The sequence below is a fragment of the Streptomyces sp. NPDC058697 genome, assembly GCF_042715345.1.
Lineage (GTDB): Bacteria > Actinomycetota > Actinomycetes > Streptomycetales > Streptomycetaceae > Streptomyces > Streptomyces liliifuscus.
The window spans coordinates 312,721-326,014 of record NZ_JBHXSU010000002.1 but is presented as its reverse complement, the minus strand read 5'-3'; the positions used below and the strand labels follow the sequence as shown (position 1 = coordinate 326,014).

At 68.6% G+C, this 13,294-nt stretch carries 10 protein-coding genes; 5 read left to right on the top strand and 5 right to left on the bottom strand.

All coding sequences use genetic code 11. The features are described 5' to 3' along the window. The first annotated feature begins 4 nt into the window (after positions 1 to 4). Together ACFWXQ_RS06080 and ACFWXQ_RS06075 are read left to right on the top strand one after the other, a co-directional pair. A complete protein-coding gene (locus ACFWXQ_RS06080; protein ID WP_383937052.1) occupies positions 5 to 1,477 on the top strand; it encodes a purine-cytosine permease family protein in 1,473 nt (490 codons plus the stop codon). Next, entirely contained in the window at positions 1,474 to 2,439 is a 966-nt protein-coding gene (locus ACFWXQ_RS06075) for a PfkB family carbohydrate kinase (RefSeq protein WP_383937050.1), read from the top strand. The genes ACFWXQ_RS06080 and ACFWXQ_RS06075 overlap by 4 nt, the downstream gene beginning before the upstream one ends. 53 nt (positions 2,440 to 2,492) lie before the next feature. Here the strand turns inward: ACFWXQ_RS06075 and ACFWXQ_RS06070 are convergent, their stop codons facing one another. Further along, positions 2,493 to 6,254: a helix-turn-helix domain-containing protein gene (locus ACFWXQ_RS06070; RefSeq protein WP_383937048.1), complete on the bottom strand. Its 3,762-nt coding sequence runs from the start codon at positions 6,252 to 6,254 to the stop codon at positions 2,493 to 2,495. A gap of 286 nt (positions 6,255 to 6,540) precedes the next feature. On the opposite strand from ACFWXQ_RS06070, the gene ACFWXQ_RS06065 reads away from it, so the two are divergent. The 3 genes from ACFWXQ_RS06065 to ACFWXQ_RS06055 all read left to right on the top strand — a co-directional run bounded on the left by ACFWXQ_RS06065 (position 6,541) and on the right by ACFWXQ_RS06055 (position 8,205). Continuing rightward, on the top strand, positions 6,541 to 6,693 hold the full coding sequence (locus ACFWXQ_RS06065; protein ID WP_384095889.1) for a hypothetical protein: 153 nt from the start codon (positions 6,541 to 6,543) through the stop codon (positions 6,691 to 6,693). A 139-nt stretch (positions 6,694 to 6,832) separates the two neighbouring features. Continuing rightward, positions 6,833 to 7,006: a hypothetical protein gene (locus ACFWXQ_RS06060; protein ID WP_386267646.1), complete on the top strand. Its 174-nt coding sequence runs from the start codon at positions 6,833 to 6,835 to the stop codon at positions 7,004 to 7,006. Between the two features lie 530 nt (positions 7,007 to 7,536). Further along, positions 7,537 to 8,205, top strand: a complete 669-nt coding sequence (locus tag ACFWXQ_RS06055) for a CHRD domain-containing protein (RefSeq protein WP_383957486.1) — start codon at positions 7,537 to 7,539, stop codon at positions 8,203 to 8,205. A gap of 141 nt (positions 8,206 to 8,346) precedes the next feature. Here ACFWXQ_RS06055 and ACFWXQ_RS06050 read toward each other — a convergent pair whose 3' ends face one another. From ACFWXQ_RS06050 to ACFWXQ_RS06035, 4 genes are all read right to left on the bottom strand, one after another. Beyond that, entirely contained in the window at positions 8,347 to 9,426 is a 1,080-nt protein-coding gene (locus ACFWXQ_RS06050; protein WP_386267644.1) for a glycoside hydrolase family 5 protein, read from the bottom strand. A gap of 204 nt (positions 9,427 to 9,630) precedes the next feature. After that, complete coding sequence (locus ACFWXQ_RS06045) at positions 9,631 to 10,371, bottom strand: zf-HC2 domain-containing protein (RefSeq protein WP_383953304.1); 741 nt, start codon at positions 10,369 to 10,371, stop codon at positions 9,631 to 9,633. Continuing rightward, positions 10,368 to 10,934: a sigma-70 family RNA polymerase sigma factor gene (locus ACFWXQ_RS06040; protein WP_383953306.1), complete on the bottom strand. Its 567-nt coding sequence runs from the start codon at positions 10,932 to 10,934 to the stop codon at positions 10,368 to 10,370. The genes ACFWXQ_RS06045 and ACFWXQ_RS06040 overlap by 4 nt, the downstream gene beginning before the upstream one ends. 349 nt (positions 10,935 to 11,283) lie before the next feature. Next, positions 11,284 to 13,221 carry an FHA domain-containing protein gene (locus ACFWXQ_RS06035; RefSeq protein ID WP_386267642.1) on the bottom strand — a complete coding sequence of 646 codons (1,938 nt, stop codon included), beginning with the start codon at positions 13,219 to 13,221 and terminating at the stop codon, positions 11,284 to 11,286. Between the last annotated feature and the right edge of the window lie 73 nt (positions 13,222 to 13,294).

Here is a 13,294-nt window from a genome sequence, read left to right as displayed (position 1 = left end):
CGCGATGGCCGCTTCAACGAAGAACGACCGCGTCGGCACCGTGGAGACCCGCGGGATCGAACCGGTCCCCGACAGCGAGCGGCACGGTCACGCCGGCCAGATGTTCTGGACGTGGTTCGCCGCCAACATCTCGATCCTGGGACTGCCGCTCGGCGCGACCCTCGTCGCCTTCCGCGGCCTGAACATCTGGCAGGCCGTACTCGTTGCGGTCGGCGGTTCGGTGGGCTCGTTCGCGCTGGTGGGCGCGTTGAGCATCGCGGGCAAGAAGGGCGGGGCCCCGGCCCTGACGCTGTCACGTGCGGTGTTCGGGCAGCGCGGCAACCACGGGCCGACCCTGGTGACCTGGCTGAGCCGGGTCGGCTGGGAGACGATCACCACGACCACGGCGGCCTATGCGCTGCTCGCCCTGCTCAACACGGTGTTCGGGGTCGGCCGGGGCACCGTCCTCACACTGTTCTGCCTGCTGGTCTTCATCGCCTGCACGCTGATGATCAGCGGGCTCGGGCACGCCACCATCATGTGGATCAACAAGTGGGCGACAGTGGTCTTCGGAGTCCTGAACCTTGTTGTGATGGGCTTCCTCGTGGCGACCGTCGACTGGTCGAAGGTGCTCGACATCCCGGCCGGCCCGGTGAGCGGCGTCATCGCGGGCATCGGCTTCATAGCGGCCGGCACCGGCATCGGATGGGCCAACGCCGGTGCGGACTACGCCCGTTACCTGCCGAGGGCCATCCCGGGCATGCGGCTCGTGCGCGCCTCGGCGTTCGGAGCCGGCATCCCACTCGTACTGCTGATCTCCCTGGGCTCACTCCTCACGGCCGGTGATCCGACGCTCGCCACCTCCGCCGATCCGGTCGCGGCGATCAACGCGATGCTGCCGTCCTGGATGGCGGTTCCCTATCTGATCGCGGCGTTCGGCGGACTGCTGATGTCCAATCACCTCTCCACCTACTCGGCCGGATTGACGATGATCACGCTCGGCATTCGTGTGCCGCGTGCCTGGGCGGTCGTGCTGGATGTCGTCCTGATGTTCCTCGGTGGCATCTACTTCATGCTCGTCGCAGACGACTTCTACGGTCCGTTCAGCACCTTCCTGACTCTGCTCGCGGTGCCGATCTCCGCCTGGATCGGTGTCATCGCCGTCGACATGGTCCGAGGTCGTCAGTACGACCCCGTGGGTCTGATGGACACGGGACGCGGCGGCCGCTACTGGTACACCGGCGGGTTCCATCTGCCCGCCGTCGTCGCGTGGGTGGCCGCGATCGTAGCCGGGCTGCTCTTCACCAAGGCCGCGACGGGCGCTCACGATGTGTGGTTCGCCGGGCCGTTGGCCGATTCCTGGCTCGGCACGAACGGCCTGGGGTGGCTCATCGCGATCGTCACAGGCGCTGCGGCCTACACGCTGCTTTCGCGGCGTTCACCGGTGAACGCCTACTCCGCCACCGATTCCGCCACGCTTGAGGAGGCCACCCGATGAACAGCGACCACCGTGTCGTCCTCGCGGGGAACGTCATCGTCGACCTGGTCATCGATGTGCCCACGCTGCCCGAGCGCGGTGGCGATGTCATCGGAACCCGCACCGAGTTGTACGCGGGTGGAGGCTTCAACACACTCACCGCGGCCCGTCGGCTGGGTGCCGAAGCCGTGTACGCCGGGCTCCATGGCACCGGCCCCTATGGGGAGTTGGTGCGTGCTTCGTTCGCGGCGGAGGGTATCGGGCTGGTCCTTCCGGAGCGCTCCGACGGCGACACCGGGTTCTGCGTGGCTCTGGTCGACGGAGGAGGCGAGAGGACCTTTGTCACCAGCTTCGGGGTCGACGCCCGCATGACACCGGACGAGGCGGAGACGATCGCCGCGTCCGTGCGCGGCGGCGACCTGGTGCAGGTGTCCGGCTACAGCCTGGTGATGCAGGTGAACGGCCCTCTGCTGTCCCGCACGGTCGCAGGCCTCGCGGAAGACGTACGGGTCTGCCTGGACCCCGCGCCGCTCGTGGCGGACATCCCGGCCGAGGTCCTGGACCCGGTCCTGGCCCGGACCGACTGGTTGAGCTGCAACACACGGGAGGCCCAGCTGATGACGGGGATGGCGGAGCCGAGGGAAGCCGCGCGTGTGCTCCGCGGGCGCCTCCGGAGCGGGGCCGGGATCGTCGTACGGGCCGACAAGGACGGATGCTGGCTGGCGGCACCGGGCTCTCATGACATCGTGCACGTCCCCGGGTTTCCCGTGAACGCGGTCGACAGCAACGGGGCCGGGGACGCACATGTCGGCGCATTCCTGGCGCTGCTGGGACGCGGAGCATCCGCCTACGATGCGGCACGCGGGGCGAACGCGGCGGCCGCTCTGGCGGTGACACGGCGGGGCCCCGCGACCGGGCCAACCTCGGACGAACTGGCTGCGCTGCTGGGCGAGGAGAGATCGAGTGCGTTGGGATTGAGCTGACGGTCTCAGGCCTTGACCTGAGACGGGACAGGGCATGCCGATTTTGGCTTTGATCAGCCTGGGCAGGTGGCGTAGGCCGGCTGGTCCGGCAGATACATCGAACGTTCCTGTGGCGTGAGATCGCGGCCTACGGCGCGGCAGATCTTGCCGATCGCCGCGGCAGGAGCCGATAGCGCCACGTTCCACCGTCGTACGGTCTGATCCGTGCCGGCGGTGATCAGGGTGCGGCCGTCCGGGCTGAATGTCACTGACAGTACGGTGCCGGTGTGTCCGGAGAGCGTGGTGAGCCTGCCGCCGGTGTCCGCGTTCCAAAGCCGCACGGTGTGATTGTTACTGCTGGCGGTGGCGAGGGTGCGCCCGTCCGGACTGAACGCCATTGAGGACCCGGTGTACCTGGCCGAGCTGCCGTGACTGTGGCCTGAGGCGGTGTCCCAGAACCGCAGGGTCTGATCATTACCTGCGGTGGCGAGGGTGTGGCCGTCGGGGCTGAACGCCATTGAGGTGACCTGGGCGGTGTGCCCGGTCAGGCTGACGCGCCGGCGGCCGGTGCCCGTGTCCCACAACCGCACCGTGCGATCGCGGTCGTTGGTGGCGAGGGTGCGGCCGTCGGGGCTGAACGCCATCGCGGTCACATCAGTCTCGCTCTGTAGAGACGGGTGCGTACGCCTTCGGGCGGTGGTTGCGTCCCACAGCTCCACGCCGCGGCCGAGGCTGCTGGTGGCGAGGGTTCGGCCGTCCGCACTGAACGTCATCGAGTCGGCCAGGTCGGCATAGCCCGGCAGGTGGATTCGCAGGTGGCCGGTGGCCGCGTCCCACAGTTCGACGCCGTTGCTGAGGCTGCTGGTGGCTAGGGTGCGGCCGTCAGCACTGAACGCCATCGACATGACCGAAGCGGTATGCCCTGGCAGGCGCGTACGCAGGCGTCCAGTGACGGTGTCCCACAGTTGCACCGTGTGGACACCTGTGAAGCTGCTGGCGGCCAGAGTGCGGCCGTCCGGGCTGAATGTCATGGCGTCCGCCTCCTTGGAGCGTCCGGACAGGACAGTCCGGGACTGTCCGGCTGCGGTGTCCCACAGGCGTGCCGTGCGATCACTGTCTGCGGTGGCGAGGGTGTGGCCGTCGGGGCCGAACACCACTGAGGTGACCTGGGCGGTGTGCCCGGTCAGACTGCGGCGCAGACGGCCGGCGCCCGCATCCCACAATCGCACCATGCGATCGGGCCAGGCGGTGGCCAAGGTGCGACCGTCCGCACTGAACGCCATTGACTGCACAGCAGCGGTACCTTCGGCCAGGCTGTGGCGCAGACGGCCGGTGCCGAGGTCCCACAACCGCACCGCTTCACTCTTGCTGGAGCTGCTGGTGGCGAGGGCACGGCCGTCGGGGCTGAACGCCACCGAGGTGACCCGGGCGGTGTGCCCCGCGAGGCTCCGGCGCAGCCGGCCAGTGCCGGTGTTCCACAGCTGCACCGCCCCGCGCCTGGCACCGGTGGCCAGGGTGCGGCCGTCCGCACTGAACGCCATCGAGGAAGTCGGTCCGGGCTGCCCGGGAGCCAGCGCTTGAGTGAATTCCAGGAGAGTCCGGCGCAGTTGGCCGGTACCGGTGTCCCACAGCCGCACCGCTCCGCCCCGTCCGGCGGTGGCCAGGCTGCGGCCGTCCGGACTGAACGCCACCACGTCGAACGGCACGATCTGCCCGGTGTCCGCTGCGTCAGGGTCTGCCAGGAGAGTCTCGCGCAGACGGCCGGTGCTCATGTCCCACAGTCGCAGGGTGCGATCACGGCCGGCGGTGGCCAGGACGCCCCCGTCCTGGCTGAACGCCACCGCGTCGACCCTGGCGTTGTCTGCGGGGAGGCTGTCGCGGAGTTGGCCGGCGCCGGTGTCCCACAGACGTACCGTGCTGTCCCCGTCGGCGGTGGCCAGGGTGCGGCCATCCGGACTGAACGCGACCGAGGACACGGTGCCGGAGTGTCCGGTGAGCCGGTACCTCACGGGCACGGCGGCGGCAGCGGAGAGGCTCTCCACCGCTTGGGAGGTCGGCTCGGTTCGGTAGGCCTGGACGGCCAGCAGCGCGGCGAGGTCGGAGTCCTGGCCGGGCAGGGCTGCGGATTGCGCGGCGAGCTGCCGGGACAGGGCGACCTTCCGGGCGGTGTCCGCCGCCTGTCGCTGCAGGTCGCTGCTCCGGTTCTGGCTCCACGCGACCACGCTCGCGGTCACAGCGAGGACGAGGAGAGCGGAGAGGACGAAGGTCAGTGCCTGCAGACGCCGGGTGGTCCGGGTTGCGGTGTGCACCTCCTCCTCGAGTGCAGACGAGCTGGCAGTGAGAAAGCTGTGCTCGAGGTCGGTCAGGTCTGTGATGCGTTCGGAGCTGCTGAACAGGTCCTGGGCTGTGGCCAGTCGGCTTCCCCGGTACAGGGCACCTGCCTCGCGGCCCAGTTCCTGCCAGACCTGCGCCGCTTCGGTCAGTTTCCGGTGCGCGCGCAGGAGTTCGCGGTCCTCCTCGATCCATTGGCGCAGCCGCGGCCAGGCGGTGATGAGGGCTTCGTGGGCGATCTCGACTGTGGCGTTGTCAAGGGTCAGCAGACGCGCTTGGGTGAGGGCTTCCAGCACCTGGTCCGTTTGCGGGTGCGCAGGTGTCTCCAGTTCGGGGCGGTCGGCGGGTCTGCGGGTGTCGGGGGTGCCGTCGCCGGGGGTGACCAGCCGAAGCAACACGCGTCGTACCGCGCGTGCCTGGCCGTCGGTGAACTGGCTGTAGACCTCCTCGGCAGTCTTGGCGATCGCACCGTCCAGGGCACCGGCTGCCTCGAAGCCGGCCAAGGTCAGCGTCTTGCCCCGGCGGCGGCGCCACGTCTCCAGCAGCACGTGCGACAGCAGCGGCAGGCCGCCCGGCGCATCCGCGACCTCGCCAACGAGCCTGGCGGTCAGGGCACGCTCGACGGTCAGTCCCGCGGCGGCCGCTGGTTTGACGATGACCTCGCGCAGTTCCGCCGCGTTCATCGGACCGGCCAGCAGATTGGCATCGCTCAGCGCGTCGGCCAGGTCGCGGTGCTCCGCGCAGCGGCCGTAGAAGTCGGCGCGCACCGCCAGCAGAACCCGTAATCGGCTCTCGGGCTGTCGGGCGGCCAGAAGCAGCTCGATGAAGCGGGAACGCTCGGCCGCGTCGTGGCAGAGGGTGAAGGCCTCCTCGAACTGGTCGACGATCACGAAGACGTCCGCCCCGGTGTCCATGGGGACCGGGACGCCTGGGGTGAGGAGGTGGGCGTGGGTACGGGCCGGCCGGTCGCCGGGGGTCAGGATCCGGATCGCGGCAGCGCGCAGCCCCGCTTCCTGAGAGTGCTGAAGGGCGGGGATCAACCCGGCTCGCAGCAAGGAGGACTTACCACTGCCGGACGGCCCGAAGACCGCGGCGAATCGCCGGCGGCGCAACAGGTCCAGCAGGTCGTCGGTGAGCCGGTCACGGCCGAAGAACCGGCCGCGGTCCCCGGTCTCGAAGCGCACCAGACCGCGGTACGGCGGCTCCACGTTCTCCACGTCATCGACTGGACCGGCGGCGGCCTCCTCCACGGCCTGATGCCAACGCGCCTCCCACTGCGCGGCATCGCCCCCGCATGCCGCTGCGTACGCCAGAGCCACCGGCAGGGTGGGCAACTGCTCACCTGCCGCCGCCTGCGACAACGTCGGCACCGAGTAGCCGGCCCGCTGCGCCATCACCCGGTAGGTGACGCCACCCGCCTCGGCCCGCAGCTTGCGCAACTCGAACGCGAACCGCTGCACCGGACCTGCCCCCGGATCCACCGGCACCTCACGACGCCCCGCCACGACCTCGCCCCTCCCACCGCCCCGGCACCGGACCGGACGGCCAACCTACGCACCTCACGACCCCCCGGAAAGAACCCGCCCGGCCATTGTTAGGCCGCCCAAAAGGGGCTGCCCAACAATCCGGCGGGCCGCTGAACTTGGTCATGCGAGCAGTGCGGGGGACCGCTCGCGGAGGGCGCGCCCTGCCGGTTGGCGGCAACCGGCAGGGCGCGACCCAGGGGGCGCGAGCCCCTCCTTGAGGAACACCCATCACACCCAGGAGGAACCATGGCATTACGCAAGGTCGTTGCACTTGCTCATCTTCAACAACCAGACCGGTAGCGCGACCATGTCGACCTGCAAGGGGTACAACGGCACGCGCTGTGAGGGCAAGCTGCAGGCCGGAGACTGGATCGACAAGTACATGACGCCCATCAACTCGATCACACTCCAGCCGTAGTCGGTTGCCCCATGCGAACGGCTTCCGGAGTCCTGTGGGCCGGGCTCTGGATGCTTCGTGGGTTCGCCACACCGGGCCAAGGTCATGCCTCGTGGGACCTGCTCAGGTTGTCAGTCATCGATATCACCAAGGAGAGCAGATGCGTTTGCGTAAGCGTACGGTTGTTGCCGCGTTCCTGGTCGCAGCGGTATTCAGCGCCCTCGGCCAGCCGGCGCCGGCCGCTCCCATGCCGTGGGACTCACACAGATCCCCTTCGGGTTCGCAGGCCGGCGCGTCCGGCCACTGGGGACAGGCCGGCTACCACGACAGCTGATTCACCCTCTGCCGGCTCAACCGGTGTGCGATGACTGCAAACCCCTGACATCCAGGCGTCTCCCGCCAGGACGGAGTGAACCTGGCGGGAGACGCCTGCATGGGTCGGGGGACGAAGTGCGGCTTTCGCTGGCGGAGTTGATGGACCTCGAGGAGGTCCTGACCAGCGCCCGACACCTCCGCAACGGCATCGTGCTGACCTGCCTGCGCACGGGCCTGCTCGTCGCCGCGGCACTGTCGTTCTGAAGGCCGACGGCGACGAGACCACCGTGGACCTGGCCCGCGCCGACTCCGTCACCCCGGTCCCCACCTGCCCGGGGTCGACCACGACGCCGTGAAGAGGCGTCCCACGAGTCTTGGGCCCCCCTTGGGTGGGGTTCTCTGTCGAGATCGTGTTCCGAGTGATCGTGGGTCGTCTCAGGAATGTCTCAGGAGTGTCATCGGGAGACCTGGGCCGTGCGGGCCGTCCGTGTGGTGGATGACGGACCGCGAAACAGCCGCGGCCGCACTACTTGAGAGGCCCCAACTGCCATGAAGAACAAGCGCTTTGGGATCATCGTCGTATCGGCCGTTGCCGGCGCGCTCGTGCTGACTGCCTGCAACGGTGAGGACGCTGCGACCGGCGCCGGGGCCAGCGCCGCGGCAAGCAGCCCGTCCGCCGGCGGGCACACGTCCCCCGGCGGCGGGCACGCCACCGGGAGCGGCACCGTGCAGAGCGTCGGCCGGTGGGACAAGAACACGGAGGACGCGACCTTCTTCTCGTCGGTCCTCAACGGCGCGAACGAGGTGCCGGTCGAGGGCGGGCCGGCCGTGGGTGACAAGGACGGGCACGCGCTCGCCCTCATGCGGATCCAGGGCGACCAGGTCTCCTACGCGTTCACCTTCACCGGGATCGGGACACCGACCCTCGGTCACCTTCACAAGGGTGCCAAGGGAGTCAACGGCGATGTGAAGATCCCGTTCTTCACGGAGAAGCTGGAGGACGGCAAGAAGTTCGTCTACGGCACGGTCACCGTCGACGATCAGGACCTGTTGGAGGGCATCAAGGCCAACGCCCAGAACTGGTACTTCAACATCCACACCGCGGAGTTCCCCGGTGGTGCCGTCCGTGGTCAGGCTTACAAGCTCTCTCCGAGCGTCCACGTCCCCGACACCATGAACGCGGAGACCCTCGACTCCCTCGTCAAGAACGCCGGGTAACCGCCACACCCGCTGATGCTGACACCAGTGCTGTTCGGTTCCTGGTGGGTGTGGGTGAGGAGAGGGGCGGCGCCAGCGTTTCGGCCTCGTGTTCACGAGGCCGAATCGTCGATGACGCCGCCCCACACCTGCGGTCAGAAATCAGGCGACCGGGAAGTTGTCGGCCGTCGCGATGCGGTCACGGATCCACACGCCCGCGGGCTTCAGGGACGAGGTTCCGGTCCAGGGCCCGTTGCTGTTGCAGGTTCCGGTCTTGAAGACGGCCCCCGAACGGTTGTCGTCGGAGAAGTTCCAGTTCGTCCAGCTGATCTTCTTGCTCGCCATGAGGTCGAGGTAGCGCTGGGACATGGCGAAGTCGTTGCTTCCCTCGCCGGCGTAGTTCTGGGTGCCGAACTCGGTGACGAAGACCGGGAGCCGGTCGGCGGCACGCGAGAGGGTCGCCAGGTACTCGTCGCGGTGCGAGTACGCGTAGAAGTGGAACGTGTACATGATGTTGGTCGCCCGGACCGGGTTGTTCACCACTTCGGACTCGTCGGCGCCCTCGGAGACGCCGAACGAGGACCAGGCGCGGGTCCCGACCAGTACGGGGGCGTCGGAGTCGATGGCCCGGATGGTCGGGATGATCTGCTCCGCGTAACTCCTGACCCGCGACCAGCTCACCCCGCTGGGTTCGTTGGCGATCTCGTACAGGATGTTGTTCTTGTCCTTGTTGCGGTTGGCGATGTCGGTGAAGAACTGCCGCGCCTTGCTCAGGTTGGTGTTCGGGTCGCCGGGGGTGAGCATGTGCCAGTCGACGATCACGTACATGCCGCGGGCCGTCGCCTGCTGGATGAGGGAGTGGGCGAGGTTGGTGAAGTGCTGGGGGTTCGTCTCGTACCCGCCCTCCTGCACATAGGTCGAGACACGCAGGACGTCGGCCTTCCAGTCCTGCGCCAGGGCGTTGAGTGAACCGCTGGTCAGGCAGTGCGGGTACCACTGGGTGCCGTGGGTGCTCACGCCGCGCAGCTGGACGGGGTTTCCGCGGCTGTTGCAGAGCTTGGTGCCACAGACCTTGAGCTGTCCGTTGATGCCGACCGGTGTGGTTGCCGCGGGTGTCGCGGCCTTCCGGTCGGTGGTCGCGGAGGCGGAAGCGGTGGGGAGGACGCTCACGAGCAGGAGCAGGACGCTGCAGAGCAGGGCTGCGAGCGCAGCGGGGCGCAACGACTGTGGGGGTGCCGTCATGCGAACTCCGATCATATAGCTGTCCGATAGGAAACTTTCCTATCAGTAGAGAAGCAAGAGACCCCACCGGTATCAAGAGTCCTGACGGCATCCGCGGTTCGAGGCGTTCACATCCAGGAGTGAACGTCGGGGCGCGAGTCCGGATCACCGAAGAGATCCCCCGGGCCAGGGCCCGGGGGATCTCCTGCTGTCTCGGGCCGGAACTCACATGTCGACGCCGACGTACTGCTTGCCTTGGTCGTTCACCACGATCACCGACTCGACCTCGTCGGGCGCCACGGCCGCGGAGCCGTTGAGGCCGCCCTCGCCGGGCCGGGGGCTGGAGGTCGGGGAGGGGCCGGGGGAGACGACCCAGCTCGCGGCCGTCTCCTGGTGTCCGTCCTTGGAGACCACCACCAGCCGGCACCGCTCACCGCTCGGGACTCCGGCGACCGAGGCGTTCACGCGGACCCACTCGCTCGCCGGAGTGAGCTCCACCGTCATCGAGGCCTTCGTGTCGCTGTCCGTCGCCGCCGCGACCCTGATCCCCTCCTGCGGCGGCGAGCTCGACGTGGACGGTGAGGCGGAGGGAGGAGGAGCCGCTGTGGCATTCCCGGGGTCGTTGCCCCCTACCGCGTAGCCCCCGAGGAACAGGATCGCCGCCGACGCGGCGGCACCCAGCCCCACGGCCAGGGACCGGCGCCGCCAGGCGCTCGCCTGCTCGGCGCGCACCTGACGCAGGGTGCGCTGGAGCAGCAGGTCCCCGTCCTCGGGCGGGCCTTCGAGGAATGCCTCGGGCGGAACCTCGTCGAGTGCCGCCTCCATCTCCTGAAGCGCGGTCAGTTCCATTCGGCATTCCTCGCACTCGGCGGTGTGTTCCTCGAGTGTCGACCGCTCGTCGGTCGCCAGGATGCCCAGAACATAGGCGCCGAGCAGTTCGCCGTTCGGATGCTGCTGTGTGCTCATGCCGCCCCCACCTTTCCAAACTTCAGGGCACTCCCGGGGTTGCTGGGGGTGTACAACTTGCGCAATGCCTTGAGGGCGTGATGGGCGCGGGACTTGACCGTACCCTCCGGAATGCCCAGCCGTCCTGCGGCTTCCGACGCCGTGCGGCCGCGGTAGTAGATCTCCACCAGGACATCCCGGTGTTCGGGCTTGAGCTGCTTGAGCGCGTTCATCATGACCACCGAGTCGACCACCTCCTGGGAGTGGTCACGGTGGACCGGCGTGACCGTCTCGGTCTCGGCCACCTCGTTGGGGCGGGCCGCCTTCGCCCGGTACCGGTCGGTGACGATGTTCCGGGCCACCGTGAGCAGCCAACCCCTCAGTGATCCTTGAGGGTTGGCGATGACCTCTGGGTGCCGCCAGGCCCGGATCAGTGTTTCCTGCACCACGTCCTCGGCGGAGGCCCGGTCGCCGGTCAGTCGTGTCGCGTAGGCGAGCAGGGCCTTGCCGTGCTCCGCGTAGAGCGTGCGGATCAATGCTTCATGACTCGTGGCCTGTGGGCCACGAGATCGTAGGATCGCCATGTGGTTACTCCATCCCCGTGGGTTCACCAGAGACACGAAGGTCCGCCGGGGCAGAGTTCGGAGTCGGACAGTGACCTGCGTCACTGATATTTAGCGTTCAAGCACCGTGTGTCTTGTTACCGAATGACGATGTGCCAGGGCCATCTGTGACGCGGGGGTGACCGGCCCGGGGCGTGGCAGGAGCGGTCGTGCGCATCGTGTTCCAACTTTCCGTAGGCCGCCGCCACTTCAGCAGCGCTGCAACCTGTCCTACGTAGCCAGGGCAGGGCTCGGGTCTCTGCGCGGCGAGATTCGTTCTTCGATCTTTTCCGCGCAGTCGCCAATGGCCTCCGCCGTTTCGGAGTGCGGCTCAGGAGGAACCGACGATCTCCCCGGAGTTGTGCGGATTGAGGAACATGGCCTCCTGCGGCACATGCGCCGGCATCCCGTCCCGCGGGTCGGGGCGGGGAACGTAGACGGGGGCGTCCGTCTGGTAGAAGAGATCGATGTCGGCCTCCTCGCCGCCGACGATCAGGGTGTCCCACGCCCCGCTCTCCAGGAGGGTCCGCAGGGTGTCGGGCCCCAGTGCCGAGAGGTGCTCGCGCAGTGCCTCGTCGGTGGGCAGTCCGGGCAGGCGGGTCGCCAGCCGCTCACGGATGGCGCCCATGCGCTCGACCAGCAGGTCGAGATCGGACCGCTGCGGCTCCCGGCTCGGGTCCGGTTCCATGCTGCGCGCGACGATGTCCCTGATCGCACGGGTGACGCCCTGCTCGTCGGTGGTCACCATCGCGTTCCAGGCCCGGCTCTTGTGCCGGTACTGGAGCATCGACATCGCCGCCTCGTGCCGGATGAAGTCGGCGTCGCGCAGAGGATGCCCCCGCCAGGCCCGGCTCAGCGAGCGGGCGAGCGAAGTCGCGGACGCGAGACCGCTGTTGAGGCCGCGACCCGGCCAGAAGTGGATGGCATTCGCCGCGTCGCCCAGCAGAAAGCCGAAGGTGCCCGGTGTCGTCCCCGTCGGGCGGGTGAGCTGGGCCGTGAACCGCGGGCGCTGCACCATGTCCAGACGGAACGAGGTGATCGCGGTGAGATCGTCATCGGCCACCCCGAACAGCTTGAGACCTTCCCGGATGCGCTTCCACAAGGGGGAGTTGCGCAGCAGGGCGGGAAGGAAGAGCGTGCCGTGCGTGGGACAGACGAACTCGTTGTCCTCGGCGCGGCCCATGACACAGGGCCGCGCGGCGATGCACTCCTCGAAGACCTTGCGGACGGGATCGATACCGATCACGTTCTCGGCCTCCTCGCGGGTGAGCCGCATGTTGAGGAAGCCCTCGCCGCGCAGCGAGTTGAGCAGGAACCGGTTCTGCGCCACGGTCAGCAGCACGCTCATCGGATCGGTCAGCGCCGACTTGACCCGCAGCCCGAGCACGACGTCCTGGAGGTGCTCGCCGTCGAGGGAGTAGACCGAGGTGTCGGCCGCGCCGAAGCGGTCGGCGTAGTACTCGCGGGTCCGGGAGCGTCCGCCCTCGGCGATGACGAGGACGTGCTGCTGCGCGATGCTTTCCTGCTGCTCCGAGGCCTCGAAACGCTTGGGGACCAGCCTGATGGCCGCCCTCTGGTTCGCGAGCTCCAACAGCCGGTCCTCCACATGGGCGATCCGGATGTTGCGCGGCGGCAGGCCGTCGACCGAGTCCGGTCCGACGGGCCACATCTCCGAGTAGCCGCCCGCGTCGAACAGCGCCGCCCGCACGTGGTCGGACAGCGCCATGTACTGCCGGCTCTGGACGGTCACCACCTGCTGGCGCCGTACGTTGCCGAGCTTCTCGTCCTTCCAGACGATGCTCGATCCCTCCCTGGCCCAGCGCCCGTCGTGGACGGTCACGGCCACCCGGCCCCGGAGCTGTTCCTCGAGCGCCAGGGCGAACGCGAGACCGACCGGCCCGCCCCCGCTGACCGTGACCTGGAGCGTGCCGGGGGCGACGGAGGTGACGCGCGGGGTGTCGAGCTGGGAGAGGTCCATGACCGTCTCCATCGCGTCTTGCGCCTCGTAGAGGAAGGTCTCGTCGCCGATCTGGATGCTGTCGTTGGGGCGCAGTACGTGCCGGGTGACGCGCTGCCCGTTGACGTGTGTGCCGTTGCGGCTGTCGCGGTCGTAGAGGACGTGACCGCCGTCCTCGGTCACGATCTCGGCGTGCAGACGTGAGGCGCTGGGGCTCACGATGACGATCCCGTTGTCGCTCTTGCGGCCGAACGACAGTGACGCACCGTCGAGAACCATGCTCTGACCAGTGAACGGACCTGTGCGTCCCACGATGACGGATGGCACTGCGTACTCCCTCGTGATGGTGCTCGGCTGCGAATACCCGCCCGCCCCCGTGGCCTTT

Bases quoted from the DNA above. Each gene is read 5' to 3' on its own strand.
- ACFWXQ_RS06080 (WP_383937052.1), top strand. From the start codon at position 5: ATGGCCGCTTCAACGAAGAACGACCGCGTCGGCACCGTGGAGACCCGC.
- ACFWXQ_RS06075 (WP_383937050.1), top strand. From the start codon at position 1,474: ATGAACAGCGACCACCGTGTCGTCCTCGCGGGGAACGTCATCGTCGAC.
- ACFWXQ_RS06040 (WP_383953306.1), bottom strand. From the start codon at position 10,934: ATGGCGATCCTACGATCTCGTGGCCCACAGGCCACGAGTCATGAAGCA.
- ACFWXQ_RS06045 (WP_383953304.1), bottom strand. From the start codon at position 10,371: ATGAGCACACAGCAGCATCCGAACGGCGAACTGCTCGGCGCCTATGTT.
- ACFWXQ_RS06055 (WP_383957486.1), top strand. From the start codon at position 7,537: ATGAAGAACAAGCGCTTTGGGATCATCGTCGTATCGGCCGTTGCCGGC.
- ACFWXQ_RS06060 (WP_386267646.1), top strand. From the start codon at position 6,833: ATGCGTTTGCGTAAGCGTACGGTTGTTGCCGCGTTCCTGGTCGCAGCG.
- ACFWXQ_RS06050 (WP_386267644.1), bottom strand. From the start codon at position 9,426: ATGACGGCACCCCCACAGTCGTTGCGCCCCGCTGCGCTCGCAGCCCTG.